The sequence below is a fragment of the Rhodopirellula halodulae genome (genome assembly GCF_020966775.1).
In the GTDB taxonomy this organism is placed as follows: Bacteria; Planctomycetota; Planctomycetia; order Pirellulales; family Pirellulaceae; genus Rhodopirellula; species Rhodopirellula halodulae.
Genome location: NZ_JAJKFV010000004.1, coordinates 313,177 through 336,243 on the forward strand (window position 1 = coordinate 313,177; position 23,067 = coordinate 336,243).

Genomic DNA, 23,067 nt, shown 5'->3' on the forward strand with positions numbered 1-23,067 from the left:
CCGATCCGAAATGCCAAAAGCGATTTGAACCCTTAAGGTGCGCGTACGAGCGCAAGCCCCAACCCGGCAAGAGATTGCTTATTTTCTCGCCACCCAAGTTTCGGGTTCGCTCAGCAGAAGCGGCTCGTGGAAGACCGTGAGTTGGTCACCTTGGTCCGCAATCCATGCACGCAACTCTTTCGTCAACTCGGCTCGGACGCTTGCCATACGTTCGTCATCCGCCAAGTTGTGTGCCTCTTCGGGATCAGCCTCCAAGTCATACAGTTCCCACTGCGGACGACCATGATGTTTCGCCACAACGGTTGCTGCCCGTGGGTCTGACTTTGCAAACTCAGTCCATTCCTTGAAGTAGTCCCCCGAAGTCGCTCGCAACAGCAAATCGATATGAGTCGTGAAAGCGAACTCGGGATGCGGGTTCCAGATCAGCTTGTGTCGCTCCGTCCGCACGCTGCGACTCAAGTACACGTTCATCTTTCGGTCGCCGCTGTGCGTGGTGAAAATCCGATCGCGATGGGCGTTCGTTTTTCCTCGCAAAACGGAGGCGAATGAACTCCCATCTAATCCCTCCGGCACGGTGCCGCCAGCCAGGTCAATCAACGTCGGCACCAGATCGACCCAGCTCACCATCGCATCCGTTCGACTACCCGGTTCGATCACACCTTGCTGTCGCACAATCAACGGCACATGAATGCCCTCGTCATACAGCGTCCATTTTCCAAACGGAAACTGAGCACCGTGATCGCTGGAAAACATAAACACGTGGTCGCTTGATAGACGCTCGCTCACCAAGCCACGAAGCTCATCCAAGTACGCGTCCAGATCCTTTACCTCCTGCAAGTAACGGGAACGCTGCACACGAGTCTGTGGCGTGTCGATCCATTTGCTCGGCAGCTCCAATCCGTTCGGATCGACGGTGGATTCGCTTGGCCACGGCACGTGCGGATTGGAAACGCCGACAAACAAAGCCAACGGACGTGTGTCGTTACGCTGCTGAAGAAACTCGCGCACGTTCTTGCGAACTTCCGGAATGTCTTGCTTTCGATCATGGACGTGGAAGTGATAGGAGTCAGCGCTCTTGCCATGAGCCACCTTGCCAAACGCTGCCGTCTGGTACCCCAACTCATTCAGCACCTCGGGCAGCTTCAGCAATTCCTCCCGCGGAAACGTGTGGTTCTCCTCGGCCCCATTGCGAGCAGGCATCAACCCGGTCAACAACGCGGCTCGACTGGGAGCACACGACGGACTGGCCACGAACGCACGTTGAAACGTCATGCCTTCCGATGCCAAACGGTCGATCGCCGGAGTCGCGATTTGCTCGCCGCCGTAAACGGTCAAGTCTCGTGCTGACAAATCATCGGCCAGATAAACAACCAAATCAGGCCGATTCGGCTTTTCGGTCGGTTCGTCCGCACGGCCACACGCCACCCATCCGACCGCAATCGCTGCACAACCAACGACGCTCGCGAAACGCAAATTCCAATCACTCATTTGCTTGACTCACCTTCCGTAAACACGTGCCTTCGGATCGCCACCTGACAACAAATAAGCGATCAAATCTCGAACTTCGTTTTCGTTCAGTGCATTCAACATCGCCGTTGGCATTTGCGAGATCGGTGACTCTTTCGCAGAAACGATTTCGTCTGGCTCCACCACCACGGGTTCGGGGGTCTCACCGGACTGACTGACCGGATAGATCTCAACTTGGTCCTCGGATTCAACCACCAAACCGGTCAACACGCGACCATCTTCCAGCAGCACCACCTTGGATCCGTATTGATCGCTGATGACCTTGCTGGGATCGATGATGGATTCGAGCAAGTAGTCAGCGTTGAACTTGTTCTTCACCGTTGTTAGGTCCGGACCGATGTCGCCGCCCAATCCATCAAAGCGGTGGCATGACGCACACTGAGCCGCATGAAAAAGATTCCGCCCACTTTCGAAACTTGCGCCCCGCAGCGATCCACCACCGGTGTGTTTGCGGGCTTCGGCCAACGTCCATGATTTGCCGGGGCCTTTCGGCGGCGTGATAGGAAAGTCCGGTACTGGATTGAAGTCTTCCCCGCTGATGTCGGACAACTGTTCACGTTGCGAATTGCTCAGGTGGCCGAGCACTTCATCACGCAAGTTCGCCAGAAACTTTCCATAGCTGTTGCCACCGCTGTATTTCGCCGCTTGATTGATGAATTGGATGTAGGCTCGCAATTGCGGCATCGTCCAACCCTTTCGCAGATTGCGAAGCATGAACGCGTAGTTGATTTCGTGCGATGGCGGCTGATTCTCCAGCATTTTGATAATTCGCGAACCGTATCCTTGGTTGCGACTGAAGTCGACGTTCTCGACCCAAGCCGGTCGGGATGGTTCCGCGCTGTTCATCAATTCAATCGCCTTGGCGATCACGGACGGTGATTCCAAACGCACCAGCAATCGAACCAACTCCGTGTTAACGTCCTTGCTGTTGTGCGGCAGCAACGGATCCAACTCAGCGATCACGGCACTGCGTTGCTCAGCGGTTGGATCGCCCAATCGGATGAACGTCAACGCGTAGGCACGCAGCAGCCCCAACAATTGCGACTCGGGAAGCTCACTCGGATTCAATTCCAACAGGGCATCCAGCAACGCACTGCGGTGCTCTTCGGTTCCGCGTCGAGCCAACGCCACCGCACCGGTAATCCGAGCCTGGGTGTTGTCCGCCGTCAGAACAAGGTCCGCCCATTGATCCGTCGGTTGTGACTCCACCGCGATGCGGGCCGCGTGACGCAGCCAGCGGTCAGGGCTGGACATCATTGGCCATGCCGCCCGCACCGCAGCGGCGTCTACTTTGCCGTGAAAGGCTTCCAATTGGCGTCGTTGCTGACGAGCCTGCTCGCCGGCAATCGCCGACGAAACCGGCTGCGTCGCGGCATTGCCATCGTAAGTGATTCGGAACAATGCCGATTGAGTTCCGCGGCCGCCCACGGTGAAATACAACGCGCCGTCATGACCCACAATCGCATCGGTTACGGGCAGAGGCGTTCCAAAGCAAAACGGTTCCTGCTCCGCTTTCCAGCCCGCACCGTCCGGTCGCAGATGAATCGCGTAGATCGTTCCAAAGGTCCAATCCAAAGCAAAAATCGCGTCTTGGTATTTGGCGGGGAATTTTGTGCCCTGTCCGCTGACCACGCCGGTGGGACTGCCGGGACCAATGTTCAATACGGCGGGCAAACTGTCTTCGTAGTACTCCGGCCACTTGCCTGATCCACTTCGCCAACCGTAGTCCGATCCGCTGACGGCATGGTTGATACGAGTCGGGCGGTACCAGGGTGCTCCCAAGTCCCATTCCATGTCGGCATCGTAAGTGAACAAATCACCCGCACGATTCAGCGCCACATCGTATTGGTTGCGATACCCCATCGAGATGACTTCATGAAGGTTTGTCGTGGGGTCAAACCGCGTGATCCAACCGCCGGGTGCCAAACGTCCACGAGCGTGACCATTAGCATCCCATTCACGCGGCAACAACAAGTCTTCGTCCCAAGTCGGGATACGAGAACCGGACAGCATCGACGCTTCCGGCAAATTCGTGTGATTCCCAGCCACCACATACAACGCGTCGCCATCTTCCGTTTCAATCACCGCATGGTTGCCATGTTCACCACCGCCGTGCGAAGAAGTCAGCTCCTCCGCGTGATCCAACAACCCGTCACCGGTCGAATCCGTCAACCGATACAGAGGACTGCTTCCGCGGTTGAAATACAACGCATCGCGGTGCCAAGTCATGCCCTGCGCACCGGATACTTTCACCGGCATCTTCTCCACCGTGACCTCCGGCTCGCCGCCATCGTCTTTGTCCTCGACGGTGATTCGGAACAGGCCCGCGTCGCCTTGATCGCTGGCATACAACCGGCCCTGTTCATCGACGGTCAGCGAAACCCAACTGCCTTGGCGTGGCTTGGGAACCGTATGAATCAGCTCGACGTGAAAACCTTCCGGAACCGTGATTTGATCCGCATCGTAAGAACCCGAGCCCGAGGCTTGATCGGCTCCGATTCCCGGTTGCCCCCAAGGCTGCCTACCAAACTCGCCCAGCGTCTTCGATTTGGCATTCCAGTTCGCGGCATTCACCGCCCCGGTTTGCCACTGGCCCGAGACCTGGTCCGCCAATTTCCAGTTGGTGTCGGAAACAATGTGTTGGACGGAACCGTCTGCCATTTCGACATGCAGCTTGAACACAAACGCCGCGACGCCGCCTCGATTGGCTGCTTTGACCGCAATGGTGTTCTTACCTGCCTTCAAGAACGACTTCGCATTCGTATCTTTGATCGGGTACTTCCAATCCGGGCAATCGCCGACCACCTTGCCATTGATCCACACTGTGGCTTCGTTGTCACAAGTCGCGTAGAGCCGCGCCGAATTTGCCTCACTTGGCAAATCAAACGTGTGTCGCAGATACAGCGGGTCGTTGGACTCCGGCCGCTCGCTTCTCCAAATCCATTGTGGCTTCGGTGATTTCGCCACCCACTCAAACGACTTCGCATCGTTTCTCTTCGGCTTCGACTTCGCTTTCGATGTCGTCTCAGCCTGAGCCAACGACTTCAATACGTCGGGGCCCTCACTGGCATTCAGCTTTCGCAAACGAATGTCTTTGAACTCACACGTCATCGGCGGACCAGCATGAAGCTGCAATGCCAAGATGCCACTTCGCTTGGCCTCCGGATGATTGTCCGTCAAGTCCATCGTGGTCACGCCGTTGACTTGATGGATCTGACGATCGCCCACCGCGATGATGGTCAATTCGTTCCATTCCCAGTCGACCAACGACTGATCTCGATCGCCCACCTCCCCAACGACCTTGGGCTTTCCGTCGGCTCCCACTTCCACCTTTTGGAAGCGTTTGGCCACGATGCCTCGCCACTTCTCGGCGTACAACATGCCGAAGTATTCCGGCGACTTGTGCAAATCGGCTTGATAACCCTTGACCACAAAATTCGCAGGGTCAATCAACTCGCTGCGATATTGCACGCCGCTGTTGTTGCCTTTGAATCGCACCTTGGTCTTGAAGACAAAGTCACCGACTTCACCGCCCTGCCATACCAAGAACGTATTGCCATCGGTCGGGTTGTTCTTGGTCGTTTCTCCGTGGATCACGCCGTTACGAACCGACCAAAACGATTCGTTACCGGACCATCCCTGGAGGTCGTGACCATTGAACAACGTTTCAAATGCCCCCGACTCAGATGCCCCGGATTCAGATGACCTGTTTTCAGACGACTCGTCGGCACGCAAACCGGGCATGCCAAGCAACAAGAGAACGAAACCAAGGCGAGCAAGAAAGGCGGAGTACGTCACGTTTGGATTGGCAAGATAGAGGTGGGAAGGAGGGCGGGCACTTTCCGCAGGCCGAGAAGACACGGTCTCTTCGCTCTGGAAAGTCTCAAGCGTCGGGAAGTCATGACGCTCACCGACAAGCAAAGTCTATACGCCCAATCAGGGCGAGACATCGTATCCAAATCCATCTCGATATGGGCGAAGAACGAATGCGTTTTCACAGGAAGAACGACGTTTTGTCTCCCAAACAATGCCCAACCTCCAGTGAGACCGGTTTCACCTCTTCATTCTCGCTCGCGTGACTCCCACCACTTCGCGTACGGCGTGTTCTTCACCAGACAACGATTGAAGTCGGATTCGTCATCCCACCACGTTGGCCCCCGTTCTCCCAAATGCACCTTGGCCTCGTGGACCAAGCGGCGAGACTCCCGAAGGGCTTCTTCGTCCGACGCCGCCTTGGCCGACTTCACCCCGCGACGCGCGGACATCAATTTCCGAACCCAACGTTGCCGCTCGCTTTCATCCAAATTTGGATTGGTACATCGCCACAACCGGCCTCGATGGACAAAGTAGCGACCGTCTGGCGTCACTGGGTATTTCATGGAGGCACTCCGAGTTCACATCCAAGAAAGAAACACCGCCGCGGTGCATGAACCAAGGTCGGCCATGTCTGACATGGCATCCCGAACGATGCCTTGGAACAAAGCGAGGTCACAAGCCCCCACTTCTCGCAACTCAATTCCCGAAAAACCGAACGTTCTCTCACGCCCCGACCGCCACCTGCGCCCCGCAATGATCACACAAGCAATCCACATCGGACACAGCGGCATCCACACCGAAATGCTCTCGCAAAATGTCCCATCGGCAGCACGACGCTTCCGCAAACTCCACCATTTCTCGCAACGCGACCTGTCGGTCTTCCGAGCGAACACGAGTTGACTCCTCCAATCGGTCCGCGACCGCGTGGTCCATGTCACGATCGATCAAACGCCAGCGTCCTCGTCCGGCGGGTGCGACGATGCCGCGAGACGAAAGCAACTGAAAACATGACTTGAGCGCACCTCGTCCTAAGGGGCTGATCGGGGTCAGCTTGGACAACGCCACCGTCTCTGCCTCGCCAAATTCTTCAACGCCTCGCACCAACGTGTGGTGAGCCGTCATGATCTTGCTGGCTTCGACCATCCCGCCCGCAAACATCTTTCGCAGATCGATGTCGTTGGGATCGTATAACAACGTGCAACGAGAACGCTTTCCATCGCGTCCCGCTCGGCCGATCTCTTGGTAGTAAGCCTCCAACGACCCCGGCAATTCAACATGGATGACTTGTCGAATATCGCATTTGTCGATCCCCAAACCAAACGCGTTGGTGGCATACATCACGGCGGGCGGCCCATCCATGAAGGCTTCTTGCGCGGCTTCTCGTTCAGCCTTTCGCATGCGCCCGTGGTAGCGGAGCCCGCCCAAGGCATGTGACAACTGGTCGACGGTTTTGGTCGTTCCGCAATAGACAATGGCGGGCTCGGTTCGCTCCAACATCCCCTCGACCTTCAAGGCTTGGCGAAGCTGAGCCAACTTGTCTTCGGCGGAGTAGCATCGGCGCACTTCCAACGCCAAGTTCGGTCGATCGATCCCCGTCCGAATCACTTCGGGTTGGGACAATCGCAGCGACGTCCGGATCTCATCCAACGTTCGAGTGGAGGCGGTCGCGGTCAACGCCACCAATGGCGGATTTCCCAAGCGCTGTCGAACAGCCGGCAAACACAAATAGTCCGGCCGGAAATCATGCCCCCACTGACTCACGCAATGGGCTTCATCCACGACCATCAATCCCACGCCGACTTCACACAGCAATTCGCAGATGTCCGTTTTTTGCAATCGCTCCGGAGTCGTCAAAACAAACTTGACCTCACCGGCTGAGATCCGTTGACGAGCCTTTTCAATCTGCTTCGCCGTTCGCGTGCTGTTCAGAACCACCGTGGGTTGGTTGTGTTCCCGAAGCGTTTCCGCTTGGTCCTTTGCCAATGAGATCAGTGGGCTAACGACCAAGGTCACGCCGTTGCGAATCACGCCTGGCAGTTGATAGCACAGACTTTTCCCCGCCCCCGTCGGCATCAACACCACCGTGTCGCGGCCTTCCACAATGGCCTGACAGGCTTCCTTTTGGCCAGGTCGAAACTCAGAAAAACCAAAGTGGCGTTGCAGTTGGGAAGACAGATTCATTGCTGAGACGTTTGAAGTGCGGACGGTCCCCATGCCGACACGCGGCGGGTATCGCCCAAGAGGGTTCGCCCAAGAAATTTCTCCCAAGCGGTATCTCCGAAGCGAAACGCAAAGCTTGTGCCAACGAACACGGCGAGAGGTCGCCCGGCACGCAGGTGCGAGTCATTCACCAAGCAAGAAATCGACGACCAATCGATGGGTGTTGGGTTGCAAGGGCAGAGTCAAATGAGTCCCCCATAAGTGTCGCACATCCACGTGATCCACGTGCGAAAGATCCACCTGGCGGACGCTCTCGTCAAAACGCGACCAGATCACCAACCGCTTCACCTTCGCATCCAGCGCAAGATTCTCTGCGGCACGGTGTGAATCCATGATGATGGCCACCTCCGGAATGAATTTGCCGCTGACCGCAAACAATACTCCTGGCAGAAATCCAAAACGCATCAACGGCGCGAGAGAGACCAAACGAGTCACGCGGTGCTCGGGCGTCTTTGCAATCGCCGCTCGCACCACCCAATCACCAAAGCTGTGGGTGACAATGCCAAGCGGTTGAGTTTGACCTTCGCGCATCGCAATGTGCGCGACCATGCGATCCACACTCCTCGCAACGTTGCGAAAGATGCACCGATCCCGCCAACACCGCACATCGTCCCAGGGCCGCCTGCAATCCAACTGCCGCCGAAGCCGACGCCGCAAAGGAACCATCGCCAAACTCGGCTCCAACAAACCAGGAACCAAGGTCACCGCTCGCGGACACCTATTCTCTTCGTGCATGCTGGAATTCTTGTCAGTCGATGCTCAACGACATGAACACACCGACGTTCGTGCCCCAAAAGAGTCGTTCATTCGCAACAGCCACCCTCATTTCGCAGTTGACTCAAACGCTCGGCGTCTTGCTGCAACTCAGGCACCTCATGAAAGCAGTCTGCCAGACAGTCGTATAGTTTTTGCTGAAAACAGGACGTGGCGGCAGCCAGCGAATAATGCGACCACAAACCGACTTTACGAACATCCACCAAGGCTGCTTTGCGAAGGTACGCCAAATGCCTTGAAACGGTCGGCTGCGGAAGACTTAACACTTTGACCATATCGCCGACGCATATTTCATCGTCGACCAGCAAATGCAAAATTCGCAATCGCGTGCTATCGGCAAACGCTCGAAAGACCGTGTTGATTTCGTCACCAATCTCAGCCAACGGAAGCTTCGCGGACGGGACCATTGCTGAAGCAGTCGCGGGCCGGTCGGCAGTCGAAGTCTGGCTTTTCGTAGTCGTCACTCTTCACGCCTCTTAAAAAACAGCCCATCATCGCGCGGCCCCGCATCGCCGCGAACAAACGTCGCGGCATTGTACTGAGGGCGCCGTGATGGGGGCAACACAAACAAGACGTGCTTCAACTACGCCACACCGACGCATTGCAACGTCGCCCGATCATCCACGATCTTGCCATTGCGAAGCTGCAAAACACGTTTTGCGCGTTCCGCCGCCTCGGGATTGTGTGTGACCATAACGATCGTTCGCCCCTCGCGGTTGAACTCTTCGAAATAGCGGATCACCTGTTCGCTGGTTTCAGGATCCAAATTCCCTGTTGGCTCATCCGCCAAAATGATTGACGGATCGTTGGCCAACATGCGTGCCAAGGCAACTCGTTGTTGCTGCCCCACGCTCAATTCCATCGGTTTGTGGTCCAAACGATTCCCCAGCCCGACCCGATCCAGCAACTCAGCCGCGCGATCCAGTTGCTCGAACGCCGACATTCCCGACAGAAACAAGGGAATCTGAACGTTCTCTTGGGCAGAAAGATATGGAATCAAATTGAAGGTTTGGAACACAAATCCGATCTTCGCTTGACGCATTCTCGCTCGCTGGTCCACGTCCAAGTCATACATCGATTGGCCATCGAGCAGTACTTTTCCGGAGGTGGGAGTAAGCATGCCGCCCAACATCACCAAGAGCGAACTCTTCCCGCTGCCGCTGGGGCCAATCAAGGAAACAAAATCACCGTCGGGAATTTCCAAGGTCGCGTCATCCAAAGCCACCACGGTTTGGTGTCGGAGCTTGTAGGACTTCGTGACGTTCTGCATGAATAACATGTTTCAAAGCTCCTGGAATGTAGTGACGGGATCAAGTTTCGAGGCACCGCGTGCCGGAAAGTAGCTCGCCATGAGCGTCGTCCCAACCGAGATGCCGATCGCCCAAAAAGCAAGCGTCGGCATTGGCAGCACAAGAACGTTTGCCCAACGAGGACCGAGAGTCACCGCCAACAACGTCCCTAGCGCGTACCCGCCAACCCCACCGGCAAAGCCCAACAAAAGAGCTTTGAGCAAAAAGATTCGCAGAATCAACTGCGATTTGGCGCCCAATGACATCAACGTGCCAATCTCGCGACGACGTTCGTAGACATTGGCAAACATGAAGTTGGCAATGCCCGCGCCACCGATCACGACGATGATTGCCACAAAGATCAACGACAGTTTCTCCATCATTCCGTTGACCTTTGCCTGAGTCGCCACCACCTGTGCCACCGTGACCACTTTGGCTTCCGGCAACAAATCACCTACCTTGCCCGCCAGCCCGGCCGAAATTTCTTTGCAACACCCAACGATCTCGATGCAGCTGACCACCGCATCTTTGCCGGCCATGGCTTGGACGGTATGCAGATGGGCAAAAATGCGAGAATCATCCACGGTCCCGGTTTCGGGTAGCACAGCCACGACATCAAACTGCTGCCCCATCAATTTCAGCTTCTGGCCTTCCTTAACGCCCAACGCGGCTGCCGTCTCCGCACCAATCAAAGCTTCGTTCGATGCCAGATCATCAATGACACGATTTCTCACCAACGACTTCCTGTCCGGCGACTCCGCCGCCGATCCCAAATTGATGGCTCCACAACCAATTGGGCGTGAGAAAACTCCCGCACCACCCCACGCCGCTTTGGCTTGAAACTCGCTCTTGGGCAGAATGCCGGTCAACGTGACCGATCGATCCTGCAACTTCACTGGAACACAAAGTTTCGGGGAAAGGTTGTCGACCCCAGCCAAATTGGACAGGGTCAGGCGCAGGGCATACTCCTCCGGGATCGTGTCGTTGTGAATGTCCGCAGAATAATAGTCCTGCAAAGTGACGGACTTGGGCAACACCAGCACGTTTGCTCCCAAGCTATCCATTTCTCTGGCGATCGCCATCTCCGAATAGTGAGTGATGTTCTTGATCGCGATCACCGTCGTGATTCCCAGCAGGATTCCGACGAAGATCGTGAGCATCTGACTCTTTCTCTCAAAGAGCTCCCGCCAAACCAGCTTCCAAAGACTCATGTCATGGACTCCTTTCAATATGAATTGTCTGTGTCGTTCAATTTTTATGCGTTCGCCGCATACGCGTTCATGGTGCACGCGATCAGGGATTGGTGGGTGCACAATCGCCGTCAGGGCAACACGCTTGCCCCGGCGTGCAGACACTTCCTGGTTCACATTGACCACCGGGACAACAAGCCGCACTGGCCTTGGTCAATTGAGCCACGATTTGTTCCCGGGTGGCTCCTTCGGTTAAAGTCGCCACGGTCTGGCCGGTCGGTGCCATCACAACTAGCACTCCGTTTTTTTCGCCTGGCTTCTTGCCTGGCTCCACCGCCAACGATTGCAAAAAACTTTGCTCGGACTTGTCACGGGGATCAACATGGACCATCTGCACGGACCCACTGAAACGCGGGTCACTGGCTAGTTCACGTGCTCCCAGAAAACTTGCCGTGGCGGACGGCTGCTTGACACACAGCAAAATCAATTTGCGTTCTTGCATCGCCTTCAAACAACTCGCCGCACCGCTGCTAACGATCGATTCACGCAACTGCTGTTCGCTGAACTTCAACGGCAATCCCCGAGTAACAGCGCCGTTAGGAGCGATCGCGATTGCCAGAGGCATCGGCGCCCGATCGACACCCAGCCTCCCAACGAATTCTGCCTCCTGAGGATCCGACACCCGCACACTGATCGCATCCGCCACCCCTGACATTTTGCCGGTCGCTTCTTCGAAAACGGCGCGCATGGATCGCGTGTTCTCGTCGGTCTGCTTCCAGAAATAAACGAACAGATAACGTCCGCCGGAAGCCGACTTCTGCATGGCCATCTCAGCCGGCGACGTGAGGGAAGACCGTTTGCCAATCGCAGACTGAGCCACCACCGGTGACACTTCGAACGTGATCAAACAACCGATCGCACACACACACAACGCGGCCCGTCGCATGGGCCAATTCAGACAATTCATTCGAACTCCTTCGCTTCCGTGGAATTGCCCGCTGATCCTCATCAGAGAGCAGCAAAAGTGAAACACACCATATTCGCACTAGCGAATACAAAGGCTACATTCGCCAAAGCGAATCCACTTTGTCCATCTCAATTTTCGGCGGTAGCAGCCTTTTTTTCAGGAGATCCCCTGAAGGGCTTTGACCAACACCCCTCCCTGCACAGAAGCAAATTCAGTTAACAATCTGGCTTGATCCCTTCACGATCCATCGCTATTCGACGATAAACGTTTAGGGGCATGAATACGACAAGCCCGGCGTCGCGGACGGTATTCCCCAGCAATGCATTTCGCCCATCGACGATAAACGCTCTTTCAACTCAAAAAAACTCAAACTTTAAAAAAGCCGACCACAATCATGAACACCCGAAACACTTGCGACGACGACGTCACGGAAAGCACCGCCGAAGGTATGGGGTTCTTCGAACGCTACCTGACGCTCTGGGTGACGCTCAGCATCATCGGCGGAATCGCACTCGGAAAAATCGCTCCCGGACTTGCCAAGTCGCTCGATGCGATGGCGATTTACTCAGGGGACGCGCCGGTGGTTTCCATCCCGATTGCGGTTTGCTTGTTTTTCATGATGTTTCCCATCATGGTCAAAATTGACTTTGGCAAGGTCGTCCGCGCTGGCCGAACCATTGGTCCAGTCGCGATGACAATCGTCGTCAATTGGGCCATCAAACCGTTCACCATGTATGCCATCGCGAGCTTCTTTCTGGGGACCGTTTTTCTCGGCTGGATCGGTCCTGATGCGGTGGACTATGTCAAAGCACCACTGGGAACGGAGTTGGAGGTCGGTGCTCACTATGGTGCCGGACGCGCGGTGATGATCGAGGGTGTGAAAATGCTGGAGGTTCCGCTTTGGAGAAGCTACCTCGCCGGTTGTATTCTCTTGGGGATCGCTCCGTGCACCGCCATGGTCTTGGTTTGGGGATTTCTCGCCAAAGGAAACGACGGACACACTTTGGTCATGGTGGCAATCAACTCGCTACTGATGTTGGTTTTGTATGGCTTGCTCGGTGGCGTCCTGTTGGGAGTTGGGCAATTGCCAGTGCCATGGAAAGCATTGCTGTTGTCCATCGCCATCTACGTCGCTCTTCCGCTAATCACAGGCTATGTCTTTCGGAAATGGGCTATCGCGGTCAAAGGCGAAACGTGGTTTAAGGATCGTTTCTTGAAATACCTTTCCCCGGTCACCATCACCGCGTTGTTAGCAACGCTGGTCCTGCTGTTCTCGTTCAAAGGCGAAACCATCGTTGCCAACCCTCTGACAATTCTTTGGATCGCCATCCCGCTGACATTGCAAACGATCCTGATCTTCGCAATTGCGTATGCCGCTGCACTTGCATTTGGATTTCGCTACGAGAGTGCGGCGCCAACTGCCATGATTGGAGCCTCCAATCACTTTGAAGTGGCCATCGCCACGGCCACCATGCTCTATGGGCTTTCTTCAGGAGCCGCCTTGGCAACCGTGGTGGGAGTTCTGATCGAGGTGCCGCTGATGCTCGCTCTCGTTCGATTTTGCTTGAAGACACAGGGTTGGTTTGCCAAGCCGGAAAGCGTCCCTCAGAGTGAAGCCATTTCCACTTAGGTCGCGTCGTCCTGTTGACGTACGACCAGCAGCAGTTCGTCCAACTCTGCGATCAACTCGCGCATCGTTTGGTAACGGCTGGCTCTTCGTTTCGCGATTGCTTTGGCGACGATTCGGTCCGCTTCTTTGGGAATCTGACGCTGTGGCGACCGTTCGCTCGGCGGAGTCGGCTGGCGCATGCAGATGTTGTCGAACGTTTCATCGCGAGTCCGCCCACGAAAAGGTTCCGCGATCGCCATCGCTTCGTACAAACAAATTCCCGCCGAGAACACATCGCTCCGTTCATCAATTTCGCGATCGGAAATCTGTTCCGGCGACATGTAGGTCGGCGTGCCAATCATCAAATTCGCGGGGGTCAGCGGCGGCAGCTCGTAACTGGTTTCCGTGTGCTGCACCGCGTCGGAGCCGTCGCCGGTCTCGCTGGATCGTGTGCGTGAAGTCGGATAGCGACGATCACCAAACGCGGATTCGCCCCATACCTTCGCCGACCCCCAATCCAACAACGTGACTTCGCCAAAGTTACCGACCCAAATGTTCTCCGGTTTGACATCGCGATGAATGACTCCGGAAGCATGCGCAAACATCAACGTTTGACAGGTGTCCCGGATGACTTCAATGCGACGGTGCAGCGGGAACGCCTCGGCAACCCGCTGATCTCCTTTGGCAAGCTGGCGCAAAACCGAAAAGAAGTTCTCTCCGGAGATTCGCTTCATCGCATAGTAAATGCCGTATTCTTCGTCCTCACCGATTTCGTGCACCGGCACCGTTCCGGGGTGTTCCAGTTGTGCTGTCACGCGAGCTTCACGCAACAACCGACGTCGATAGCCGCGATCCAAACGGTGTTCTGGCAAGAGCGTTTTCAAAACCACCGTGCGACCAACAATCTGATCGTACGCCGAATACAAAACGCCGTTTCCACCGCGAGCCATCTCGGTCATGTCGCGATACTTCGCGAGTCCCACGGGTCTCGGTGAGGGCAATTGAATGTCAGTGCTGGAGGTGGAGAGCATCATTCAAGAAATCGCCAACAAGGGAGGACAAATCGAAGTGATCAACGTCAACTGCTCCTCACAATCTTATCAATCCTGGAATGGCTTGGAACTCGCTGGATCACTGGTGTCCACCCGTTCGACCTCGAACGCCGGTTCCGCTGGCGGCGCATCCACCACATGCTGGGCCCAGTCCACCAACTTCGCTTCGTCCCGAGGATTGCCGCGTCGCTCGATGCGTTGTCGGCGGATTTCGTCATCGCATGTCAGCAACCAAATCGTCGGCTGGACGCCCAAACGATCCGCCATGTGTCTTGGCCAATTCGGATCTCGTAATTCACGGGTGAATGGGCCGACGATGACGACGGAGACGTGAGGCAAGTTCTCCATCGCGGTCTGGAACAAACACTCGTAGACGGCATCGCGAAAAATCTGTTTGTACGTGGGGCTGTCCCGATCCGTCGGATCCAAACCCGCCGCTTGCATTCCAGCACGCACAACGGGCTCCGTCACCGTATCGCTGTCCAAAACGACCGCCGACAACCGGGTCGCCAACTCTCGGCCAAACGTGCTCTTGCCAACGCCCGCGGCCCCGGTGACAAAGTGAAGTGAGTGCATCTTGATGAACTGAATCTTGATCCGGTGAATCGTGGTGCCGACGACGTCGAGCGACCTCCGCGCAACGCGTCCTCATCTTACGCCAAACCGCCCGCGTCTCGCGCGTCTCCGAGCAACCTTGCACCGATGTCGACTTCCTCCGTCACACAATCGCCATCCTGCCTGCGTGCGCCCCGAGGAAAGTGACAGCCACCATTGCCCAAAGGTGCCTTGGCTTTCTAAAACACAACTCAACGGAATTCGGACTCCGTCTCGATTCGACACCGACGCCTCACCATGAAGCATCAACGATGGGAATACGCCAGCAACTGCAACAGGGCACGCGAGAATTGCACCAAAACCTCGACTCTCAAATGCGAGGTTTGGGCGCACTCAATACCCTGGATGGATACCAGAATTTCCTCCGTTGCATGCACCGGATGCAAACACGTTTCGGACCGCATTTAGCCATCGTTTCGCGACACATCGGTCTGCCGGATCCAATGCACCAAATGCGAACCGCCTTTGCCGCCGACTTCGAGGCTCTAGGCATTTCCGTTGAAGATCCTACGGACAAGCCCCGTGTTTCAGCGAAGCCAGACCCAACGCCACAGCAATGGGGACACGCCTATGCGGTGGAAGGCTCTTCGCTCGGAGGACGCTACCTACTCGCGTCAGTCAAAAAAACGATGCCTGACGATGTCCCAACCCATTACTTGACCGAGTTGGCCAGTGGTGCCAAAGATCGCTGGCCGGTCTTCGTCGACGCTCTTGAAACGCAGACGGACCTGCGCGTCGAAGATGCTATTGCCGGTGCAGAAGCTGTTTTCCAGTTCGTGTCGGAAACAGCTCAATCCATTCAGGAAGACTCCTCGCACGACTCCGCCTCGCAGTGACGTGCCATCACCTCCAAGAGTGCTTGGCGATCGATCGGCTTGGTCAAAATATCAGTCGCACCTGCGGATTCGGCCTCCCTTCTTGTCGCGCCAACCGCATCCGCCGTCAGGACCACAATGGGCAACTGGCACCCCGCCTGTCGTAGTCGCTCGGTCGCTTCCAAGCCATCCATGCCGGGCATTTGAATATCGGTGAGAATCGCCCGGTACCGACCAGGGTGCGCGTGATAATGTTCCAACAATTCGTGACCGTTCTGCACCATGGTGACAACACTTCCAACGGACTGCAGTGTCATCGCCAACAACACCTGAGTGGCGCGTGTGTCTTCCGCCACCAATATCTCGCACCCATCCAACAACTCTTCGACGGCTTTCGAAAGTCGAGTCGAATTCTTCACCGATTCCACACGACTCGGATCGCAAACTTCACATGGAAACTCGAAGGCGAACGTGCTGCCTTGGCCGACTTCACTGGTCACATTCAATTTCCCATCCAGCATTTCGATCAGCCGTCGTGAAATCGCGAGTCCCAACCCTGTTCCACCGACGGACTTCGCACGCTTTTTACTCTCCGACTGCACGAATGGTTGAAAAATCCGCTCGATGTCTTCGTTCGGGATTCCAACCCCCGAGTCAATGACCTCCACAAAGAGTTTGGTTTCGTCGCTAACGGATGCTTTCGTGCCTACCCTGACTCGAACGCTAGCTCCTGGTGAAAACTTGATCGCGTTGCTGGCCAGATTCAAAAACACTTGGCGAATTCTCACCGAGTCCGAGACGATCGCCTCCGGCACATCGTCGGCCATCTCAAGCGACAACGTGGTCTCATTTTCTTTCGCTCGCACTTGCATCAGACCAACCGTGCGCGAGAACAAATGGCGAAGCAGCATCGGCTCGCGATCGATCGTCACACCGCCCGCTTCGAGCTTCGACAAGTCCAATAGATCGTTGACGATCTCAACCAAATACTCCCCGTTTTCGCGAATCATTTGCAGCAAGTTGCTTTGATGATCCGAAGGATCTTGGTCGAGCAAAACATCGCATAGCCCCAGCACCGCCGTCATGGGCGTGCGAATTTCATGACTGATGTTCCCGATCATGGCGGACTTGGCTTGGTTCGCTTGATTGGCCGCCAAGCGACTTTCGTTGAGTTCTCTCAGCAACTGATGTCGCTCGATGGCATTGTCCACCACGCGAAACAACACCGAGGGGTAGATGGAGTCCTTCGTCACATAGTCCTGCGCTCCTTGCTGCAACGCATCGCCGGAGTCGCGACTGCTGGAACTGCCGGTGAGAACCACGACTGGCAACTGGGGGTAATCGTCATCGCCCTTCAAGGCTCGCAAGAACTCAGGACCGTTAACCCTCGGCATCTGCATGTCCACGATCACGCAATCAATGGGTGGATCACTCGTTTCGTGACAGATGTGCAGTCCTTCCTCACCATTGGTCGCTTCGCGAAAGCGATATCGCCGGGTGGGATCGCCTTGGACCAATGCCGATCGGATCTTCGCGCGATCATCGGCGGAGTCATCGATCAGCAGAATGTGTTGCGCTCGCCTGGAACCTCTCATGATGTCGCGTCCGATCGTAGCAGCGATTCATTGCTCCGCAGTGGCTCAACGGAACCCAGCCAATACGAGAACGTCTGCTGAAGTTTCGCCAGCATCTTCGGCGTCTCAACCAACTTGACGTGATAGGCGTTCGCGCCCCTCTGATAAGCGGCCGCAATGTCCTTCGGGTTGGCGGACGTTGAAAACACCAACCGCGGAACACTTAAAAAACGTTCATGCGATTTCAACAACTCCAGGATTTTCAGACCACCCAAACCAGGCATTCGCAGATCGGCATAAATCAAATCAGGCACTCGCGAAATATTCTCGTCTAATCGCTGTTTCAATTCCGTGCCCCGCGCAAATCGAACATAGCGGACGGGGTACTCACAATTTACCAACGCCATTTCAAGCAACTCGTAGTCTTCATCGTTGTCTTCCAAAATCCAAATCACCGAGGTTCGCTGTCGCTTCATCGTGCTGCCCAACCGACAAAGAATGTGCTTCCGGTTTTTCCATCGGACTCCACCGCCACATCGCCTCCGTGACGTTCAACCAAACGACGAACAATCGTTAGCCCCGCCCCCGAACCGCCGCTGTATTCACCCGGTTCGCACAACCGAGTGAAGATTTCAAAGACCTTCGACTGATACTCCGGCGCAATCCCAATCCCGTTGTCGCGTAGGAATAACACATTCGATTCAAACTCAGTCCTGCGTCCCAACGGTGTGTCATTCACGGCGGTGATTCCGGCAACGATTTGCTTGAATTGCTGATCGTTGTACTTCACCGAATTGGTGATCAAGTTCGTCAAGATTTCGCGAACACAAGTGAAGTCACCGCTGAGTTCTCCATCGGGCTTCACTTGAACTTCAACATCGTTCGGACACAAACCACCAAACGCCACATCCATCGCTTGGTCCATCACCTCACTCAGTGAAAACGTCTCCCACTGCAGATCCTGACGACCGGCACGAGAGAACCGCAGCAGCCCATCCAATAAATCACTCATGCGGCCCGTCAATCGCTTGAGCGATTGCATGCCCTTCTCGAAAGTTGCGCCGGCCAACTCTTGGGCTTGCTCCATCATGTACACGTGATGATGGATCCCACGCAGGGGTTCTTTCAAGTCGTGTGACGCGGCGTATGCAAACGCATCGAGATCCGCATTCAGCGTTCGCAGTTCTTCGTTGATGCGACGAACCTTCGCGGCCTGTTCCACCACCAACAGATTCATCGCCGACAACAAGGACTCAGCGGTCTCACGATCGGTCGCGGTCCAAGGGAGCGATTGCCCACTGACCGTTTGCCGGTACTGTTCGAATGACTTGCGTGGTGACAGGCGTCCGCTTTCATCGGTCACGGACTTGTTCGGATCGCCAGCCCAATTCAGATGCTCTTCGTGCGGGCCACGAAACAACATCAACATGCCGCCGAAACGTTGCCCCATTCGCATGGCCATCATTCCAGGCAATCGTTCAGCAAACGAATCATCCCATCTCTGCCATTTCGCAACGCAATTGGTGTAGACGATTGAATCTTGATTCTGCTGGTCGAGTGACGACAACAGCGTTCGCGTTTGTGCCTCGCTGGGTGTCGCCCCCGCGTGGTAAACGTCGCCCTCATGGACCCATACGAGACCTTCCGCATTGAACAGCTCCATCATCCAGGGAGCCGCATTGATCATCGCCTGATTCAGATCATCTTGTTTCGCGATCTCTGATATCTGTGCCGAGATACGCTCACCAACCTCCACACGATGCTTCAGAGCTTGTTGCTGTCTCCGGCTGGTAAGGTAGGTCGAAAGCAATACTCCGGCGAGTTCACATGCATCTCGTTGTTTCGGCGCGACGACCTTGGGTGAATCGTGGTGACATGCAATCAGCCCCCACAATCGCCCGCTGTCCAAAACGGAAATGGACATGCTGGCACCCACGCCCATGTTGCGAAGGTATTCCAGGTGGATCGGCGAGATCGCTCGCAATTCCGAGTAACTCATATCAATCGGAAGTTCATCCGCGTCCGGTTCGCTGGTCTTCGCAATCAGCGGTGGAACCATCGGAACAGTTTCACCGCTGGAATCGGCCACGGTGCGAATCCATTTCAGTTCGTACAAACGTCTCGCTGGCACGGGAATATCGCCCGCGGGATAATGCAGATTGAGAAAAGACTCTTGATCCTCTCGTTTCATCTCCGCGATCACGCTTCCATGTTGATCTTCATGGAACTGATACAACATGACCCGATCGAACCCGGTGAAAGCTCGAATCACCTCGACGGTCGATTGGTAAACCGTCGACAGATCGGAAGTGGATGAGTGTTTGAACAGCCGTTCAAGCAACGACAAATCAGAGGCATTCGTGGCGTTTGATTCCAACTCGAATTCAAGCAACGCAAAAGCGCCGGATCGATGAGCGGTCACCATCCATCCGAGTTCGCCAATCGCCAACGAGCGATCGCGTACCGCGTACCCCTCATCGCTGGATTCCGGTGCACTGATTTGCGAAACAAGTTCCGCCAACTCGTCCGGACACGTTTCGCCCACAGCGGGACATCTCTGGGGTGAGAAACACTGATCCAGGTTCTCACTCACCGAAACGATTTCTCGATCCACCAGACGGACCACCATCAAGCCTCCAAACGCTTGAATCTGTGCGGGTATGTGAATCGGCTCTCGATCACAATTGTTGAGATCCACCGGACCATCCAACAATGTCCCGGGCGCAAAGTGGCTATTCATTGGCTCCTACGGCAATAAAAATTCGCCTAGAGATCGGCACGCGAGGACGTGACGTGACTCATAGGGCGGGATTCATTCGAATCGAGCTGCCGTAGGTCGATTGCGATCGGGGATGAGGGCTCACTGTATCTTGATTCGGCTTGGTTGAAAAGGAACAAGTTCCCGCGTTCCAAGACTGTCGAAGCCAAATCGATTGGCTGACAAAGTATCCTAACATCCGACAGCACAGAAGCTTTGCAATCGGTGAATCGCGAAAATTGCAACTGATGGGTGATTTGTATCCCGCTGCCCTCATCGAAAACTTCATCTGGATTCGGTCAACTCACCAATGATCTGGATCAGTTTGTGACTGTCGAGCGGTTTGGTGGTGTAATCCGTGCACCCAGCGGCAATGCAGTCCTGCCGATCCGTCTTCATCGCGTTTGCCGTCAGGGCAACAATCGGCTTTTCAAAACCGCGTTTGCGAAGCTCTTTGGTTGCCTCGTAGCCGTCCATCACAGGCATCTGCATGTCCATCACGACCAGATCGACTTCGTCGTCGCGATTCGTTTCCAGAAATTCAATCGCCTCGCGACCATTGGTTGCGGTCAGAACTTCGCCGCCCGCTTTCTCGATGAAATGCTGAGCCAGATAACGAATGTCACGACGATCATCGACGACCAAAACTTTGGCAGAGATACGAATGGGTTGCCGTCTGACTCTTGTCGAAAGATCGATCGACAAGTTTGGTTGGACCAATTGAACCTTTCGTGGCACGTTGACCACCAAGGTGAACACGCTGCCTTTGCCGGGTTCGCTCTCGGCAACAATCCGACTGTCCAATGCGTTTGCCAGTCGCTTGCAAATGGCTAACCCCAACCCAGTACCACCAAACGAGCGTGTGGAAGTGCTATCGGCTTGGACAAACGGTTGAAACAAACGTTCGATCTGATGGGGTTGAATCCCAATCCCAGTATCAACGACGTCGAAACAGAGCGTTTTTTTCTCGTCGTCATAGCGTACTCTCAGCCTGACCTCGCCCTCTTCCGTGAACTTGATGGCATTTCCGACCAAGTTCACAAGGATCTGCCTCATCCGAACCGCGTCGGTGTAGATCAACTCCGGGATCGGCCCGTCAAAGGCGACTTTCAGCGGCAGTTTCTTCTCAGCCGCACGAACGTCCATCAAGGAACGCACCTCTGCCACGATCGCATCCGGCCGAACCGCATTGGTCTCGACTTCCAGGTTGCCGGCATCAATCCTGGAAAGGTCGAGGATATCGTTGATAATTTCGAGCAGGAAATTGCCATTGCGCCGGATGGTCTCAACGACCTGCAAATTGTCCGGGTCTTTTAAATGATCTCGCAGAATGTCCGCGTGACCAATGATCGCCGCCATGGGCGTCCGAATCTCATGCGACATGTTCGCCAAAAACTCACCACGAGTCCGGGTGGCTGATTCGGCGACTTCCCGCGCATCATGAAGTGATTGCTCAAACAGCTTTTGATCGGTGATATCCTGCAAGGTCCCGATCAGTATCGCAGACGGTGGATCGCACTGTTCACTCTCAACGATGACCGCTCCGGAATTGACAAGCCAGCGGGTTTCGCCGCTTGGTCGCAAGATCCGATGCTCCAACCGAAAACGTCCATCGTGCTGCTTCGATCTCAGAGATTGGAACAACTCATCGCAACGTTCTTGATCGTCCGGATGGGCCTGCGCGATCTGATCATTCCACGTCGGTGATTCAGGAACGGGGCGTCCCAGGATCCTTCCCACTTCGTCAGACCAGTTGGATTCCCCCGAACTCAAACAAGTATCGTAGGTTCCAAAACCGGTGGCCTCCGCCGCCAAGCGAAGACGGTTCTCACTATTGCGGAGACTCTGTTCCGTTTCTTTTTGATCGGTGACATCGACCGCCACCACGATTCCGGTCGCGGGTACGCTCGCGCCGCCCGACGTTTCGAAGATCACTCGTTTGCGAACGCTGACCCAACGAATGTTGCCGTCCTCATCCAGGACTCGATGCTCCAAGAAAAACTCCCGCTGACCATCAGGAGCGAGAGAGCCACGAACACAACGTTCAATTTCCTCCAAATCATCAGGATGAAAACGTCGGTGGACGTCTTCGCGAGAAACCGCCTTGTTCGCAGGCAGCCCAAACAACTTCGCCGCGGTTTCGTCCGCAATGGCGGTTCCGACTCGATAGTCGATCTCGATGATGCCAAACTGTGCGACGGCAACTGCAAGTCGCAGTCGTTCCTCATCGGTGATATTGGACTTCACAACGGTTGCCATCAAAAGGTGAACGCGAAGTCGACTTCCTTCGCTCCGCCGGCGCCAAACTTGATCCATGCCAACCGCGCCCACAACAGTTCAAATATCAACTTTCGTCCCTCGTTCCGAATTCCTCCACGGCGTACCGAAACAACCTCGACTGCAGCGTGATTTGAAAGTGGTCGAGGACTTCGCAATCCCCTGCGACTGAGTGAATCCCGCAAGAACATCCCCCGTTCAAGACAATGCCCGTTCAACACATTGAACAGCAATCCAACTCGAAAGGGGTGGCTTATCGCGATCAACAAACGATGGCACTGCAGTCGCAATTGCCCGACAAAACACTCTGGCTCGTTGACAGTCGGCCGCTGCGTCCGCCGGAGTTCCCTCGCATGGCCAAACTTTCTCGCGGCATTGATGGGCGAACTCCGCGAACGGCTCCGCTGGCGGTGCTGATGTCGCTGCCGTATGCCTTCAACATCCTGCTGTATGTAACGTTCTTCGCACATCAGTACCTGGTGATCGGAATCCCCGACTTCGCCGCCTGTACGTTGCTGATTTACTGCTACTTCGATTGGTACTGACCACTTTTTGCCGGGCCGAGCAGCGACGCCTCGAGTCCT

General features: G+C 55.4%; 18 protein-coding genes. 3 read left to right on the forward strand and 15 right to left on the reverse strand.

Annotation, left to right across the window (positions count from 1 at the left end; all coding sequences use genetic code 11):
- Window positions 1-78: 78 nt before the first annotated feature.
- From LOC70_RS05085 to LOC70_RS05125, 9 genes are all read right to left on the reverse strand, one after another.
- The gene (locus LOC70_RS05085; protein WP_230252276.1) at window positions 79-1,488 is read right to left on the reverse strand and encodes a sulfatase family protein; all 1,410 of its coding nucleotides are present in this window, start codon (window positions 1,486-1,488) and stop codon (window positions 79-81) included.
- 9 nt (window positions 1,489-1,497) lie between these two features.
- Window positions 1,498-5,388, reverse strand: coding sequence for a family 16 glycoside hydrolase (locus LOC70_RS05090; protein WP_230252277.1), 3,891 nt, complete (start codon window positions 5,386-5,388; stop codon window positions 1,498-1,500).
- Between the two features lie 200 nt (window positions 5,389-5,588).
- Complete coding sequence (locus tag LOC70_RS05095; RefSeq protein WP_230252278.1) at window positions 5,589-5,906, reverse strand: hypothetical protein; 318 nt, start codon at window positions 5,904-5,906, stop codon at window positions 5,589-5,591.
- Window positions 5,907-6,066: 160 nt separating this feature from the next.
- On the reverse strand, window positions 6,067-7,524 hold the full coding sequence (locus tag LOC70_RS05100) for a RecQ family ATP-dependent DNA helicase (RefSeq protein ID WP_230252279.1): 1,458 nt from the start codon (window positions 7,522-7,524) through the stop codon (window positions 6,067-6,069).
- 162 nt (window positions 7,525-7,686) lie between these two features.
- A complete protein-coding gene (locus LOC70_RS05105) occupies window positions 7,687-8,112 on the reverse strand; it encodes a hypothetical protein (RefSeq protein WP_230252280.1) in 426 nt (141 codons plus the stop codon).
- A gap of 254 nt (window positions 8,113-8,366) precedes the next feature.
- Window positions 8,367-8,801: an ArsR/SmtB family transcription factor gene (locus LOC70_RS05110; RefSeq protein ID WP_230252281.1), complete on the reverse strand. Its 435-nt coding sequence runs from the start codon at window positions 8,799-8,801 to the stop codon at window positions 8,367-8,369.
- Between the two features lie 119 nt (window positions 8,802-8,920).
- Complete coding sequence (locus LOC70_RS05115) at window positions 8,921-9,607, reverse strand: ABC transporter ATP-binding protein (RefSeq protein WP_230252282.1); 687 nt, start codon at window positions 9,605-9,607, stop codon at window positions 8,921-8,923.
- Window positions 9,608-9,619: 12 nt separating this feature from the next.
- Window positions 9,620-10,786, reverse strand: a complete 1,167-nt coding sequence (locus LOC70_RS05120) for an ABC transporter permease (RefSeq protein ID WP_230252283.1) — start codon at window positions 10,784-10,786, stop codon at window positions 9,620-9,622.
- A gap of 133 nt (window positions 10,787-10,919) precedes the next feature.
- Window positions 10,920-11,783 carry a hypothetical protein gene (locus LOC70_RS05125; RefSeq protein WP_230252284.1) on the reverse strand — a complete coding sequence of 288 codons (864 nt, stop codon included), beginning with the start codon at window positions 11,781-11,783 and terminating at the stop codon, window positions 10,920-10,922.
- A gap of 394 nt (window positions 11,784-12,177) precedes the next feature.
- On the opposite strand from LOC70_RS05125, the gene arsB reads away from it, so the two are divergent.
- Complete coding sequence (gene arsB, locus LOC70_RS05130; RefSeq protein WP_315857198.1) at window positions 12,178-13,413, forward strand: ACR3 family arsenite efflux transporter; 1,236 nt, start codon at window positions 12,178-12,180, stop codon at window positions 13,411-13,413.
- Here arsB and LOC70_RS05135 read toward each other — a convergent pair.
- Together LOC70_RS05135 and LOC70_RS05140 are read right to left on the reverse strand one after the other, a co-directional pair.
- Window positions 13,410-14,426, reverse strand: a complete 1,017-nt coding sequence (locus LOC70_RS05135) for a serine/threonine protein kinase (protein WP_230252285.1) — start codon at window positions 14,424-14,426, stop codon at window positions 13,410-13,412. The genes arsB and LOC70_RS05135 overlap by 4 nt on opposite strands.
- A gap of 66 nt (window positions 14,427-14,492) precedes the next feature.
- Window positions 14,493-15,020, reverse strand: a complete 528-nt coding sequence (locus tag LOC70_RS05140) for an AAA family ATPase (RefSeq protein ID WP_230252287.1) — start codon at window positions 15,018-15,020, stop codon at window positions 14,493-14,495.
- 290 nt (window positions 15,021-15,310) lie between these two features.
- Here LOC70_RS05140 and LOC70_RS05145 point away from each other — a divergent pair, with 290 nt between their 5' ends.
- Window positions 15,311-15,895, forward strand: coding sequence for a biliverdin-producing heme oxygenase (locus LOC70_RS05145; protein WP_230252289.1), 585 nt, complete (start codon window positions 15,311-15,313; stop codon window positions 15,893-15,895).
- Here the strand turns inward: LOC70_RS05145 and LOC70_RS05150 are convergent.
- From LOC70_RS05150 to LOC70_RS05165, 4 genes are all read right to left on the reverse strand, one after another.
- Window positions 15,859-17,469 carry a hybrid sensor histidine kinase/response regulator gene (locus tag LOC70_RS05150; protein WP_230252291.1) on the reverse strand — a complete coding sequence of 537 codons (1,611 nt, stop codon included), beginning with the start codon at window positions 17,467-17,469 and terminating at the stop codon, window positions 15,859-15,861. The two genes, LOC70_RS05145 and LOC70_RS05150, sit on opposite strands and share 37 nt — an antisense overlap.
- Window positions 17,466-17,924 carry a response regulator gene (locus LOC70_RS05155; protein ID WP_230252292.1) on the reverse strand — a complete coding sequence of 153 codons (459 nt, stop codon included), beginning with the start codon at window positions 17,922-17,924 and terminating at the stop codon, window positions 17,466-17,468. Before LOC70_RS05155 ends, LOC70_RS05150 begins: the two co-directional genes overlap by 4 nt.
- Window positions 17,921-20,188: an ATP-binding protein gene (locus tag LOC70_RS05160; RefSeq protein ID WP_230252294.1), complete on the reverse strand. Its 2,268-nt coding sequence runs from the start codon at window positions 20,186-20,188 to the stop codon at window positions 17,921-17,923. The genes LOC70_RS05155 and LOC70_RS05160 overlap by 4 nt, the downstream gene beginning before the upstream one ends.
- 303 nt (window positions 20,189-20,491) lie before the next feature.
- Window positions 20,492-22,465 carry an ATP-binding protein gene (locus tag LOC70_RS05165; RefSeq protein WP_230252296.1) on the reverse strand — a complete coding sequence of 658 codons (1,974 nt, stop codon included), beginning with the start codon at window positions 22,463-22,465 and terminating at the stop codon, window positions 20,492-20,494.
- Between the two features lie 224 nt (window positions 22,466-22,689).
- On the opposite strand from LOC70_RS05165, the gene LOC70_RS05170 reads away from it, so the two are divergent.
- On the forward strand, window positions 22,690-23,028 hold the full coding sequence (locus LOC70_RS05170) for a hypothetical protein (RefSeq protein WP_230252369.1): 339 nt from the start codon (window positions 22,690-22,692) through the stop codon (window positions 23,026-23,028).
- The last annotated feature ends 39 nt before the right edge of the window (window positions 23,029-23,067 follow it).